Raw genomic sequence first — 1,257 nt, forward strand, 5'->3', positions numbered from 1 at the left:
GGATTCAACGTCGGCAAGAGCAAGAATAAAAACGATTTGGGACGTTAGCTCAGTTGGTAGAGCAGCGGACTTTTAATCCGTTGGTCACTGGTTCGAATCCAGTACGTCCTACCAAATCTTCAAGAATCCCCGCCTGCCTTGTGCACGCGGGGATTTTTCTGCGCATGATCAAGCCAGGCCGTTCAGGTGCTCATAGAGGATCAAGACGCCGATCCCGATCAGCACGAGGCCGCCAATGATCTCCGCTCGCTTGCCGAGCACCGCGCCCAGCACGCGCCCCACCATCACACCGATGGTGACCATCGTGAAAGTCGCAAGGCCGATGGCCAGCGCCGTCCATGCGATGTTAACGTTGATGAAGGCCAGCCCGACGCCCACCGCCATCGCATCGATGCTTGTGGCAAAGCCGGTGATGGCGAGCGACCAGAAGGAGTTGCGGCTTGGCTTTTCGTCCGCCTCGTCCGCCTCGTCCGGCGCGCCGAAGCCCGACCAGATCATGCGCAACCCCAGCACGCTGAGGAGCGAGACCGCGATCCAGTGGTCCCATTGCGCGACGTAGCTCGCAGCGGCAAGGCCTGCCGCCCAGCCGATGACGGGAGTCAGCGCCTCGATGACGCCGAAGATGAGTCCGGTTCGCAGGGCTTCGCGCCAGGAGGGTTTGCGCAGGGCGGAGCCTTTGCCGACGGCCGCGGCGAAAGCATCCGTCGACATGGCGAATGCAAGAAGAATCGTGGAGGCGATGTTCATGTTGGAAGTAGCAAGCAAGGCCGGTTCAAGACGCCGCGGCGCACGAACCCGCCGGCCAATGCCGCGTTCATGCACCGCTGGTCTCGCCAACCTTTCGGCTGCTCACGCCACGGTCGCAAGGTGCGAACCGAGTATGTTGACGTGAGCGCTTCCGAAGTCCGGAAGCCGGCTACTCCCCAAGGGAGCCGCGATTCTAGGCGAAGCCCGGGCTCGAAGAAAACCGACAGGGAAGCCGATGGGTCTGCTACGATTTCCGTCCCGGGGAAACAGCCTCCCGGTCTGCAAAGTAAGACGGTGTCCCGTCCAAGCGCTGGCGACCCATAACGGAGCTATCCGTGGACACCGTACTGCCTGACGCCTCTCCTGCGCATTCCGCGCCCATCCAGCCCGTCTCCTTCGCCGAAGCATTCCGCTTCTGGCTCAAGCTCGGCTTCATCAGCTTCGGCGGTCCTGCCGGGCAGATCGCGATCATGCACACCGAGCTGGTCGAGCGCCGGCGCTGGATCAGCG

Annotated in this window: 2 protein-coding genes, 1 tRNA gene and 1 riboswitch; of the genes, 2 read left to right on the top strand and 1 reads right to left on the bottom strand. The window is 62.5% G+C overall.

The annotated features are described in order from the left end of the window. Nucleotides 1–38 precede the first annotated feature (38 nt). A tRNA-Lys gene (locus tag ACSFA2_RS25495) sits at nt 39–114 on the top strand. Nucleotides 115–168: 54 nt separating this feature from the next. Here the strand turns inward: ACSFA2_RS25495 and mntP are convergent. After that, the gene (gene mntP, locus ACSFA2_RS25500; RefSeq protein ID WP_435458122.1) at nt 169–747 is read right to left on the bottom strand and encodes a manganese efflux pump MntP; all 579 of its coding nucleotides are present in this window, start codon (nt 745–747) and stop codon (nt 169–171) included. A 14-nt stretch (nt 748–761) separates the two neighbouring features. Next, nucleotides 762–932, bottom strand: a riboswitch (yybP-ykoY riboswitch). Between the two features lie 150 nt (nt 933–1,082). Here mntP and ACSFA2_RS25505 point away from each other — a divergent pair. Continuing rightward, a partial coding sequence (locus ACSFA2_RS25505; protein WP_435458123.1) for a chromate transporter occupies nt 1,083–1,257 on the top strand: 175 nt, incomplete at its 3' end.

The sequence above is a fragment of the Variovorax cryoconiti genome, assembly GCF_051216395.1.
Lineage (GTDB): Bacteria > Pseudomonadota > Gammaproteobacteria > Burkholderiales > Burkholderiaceae_C > Variovorax.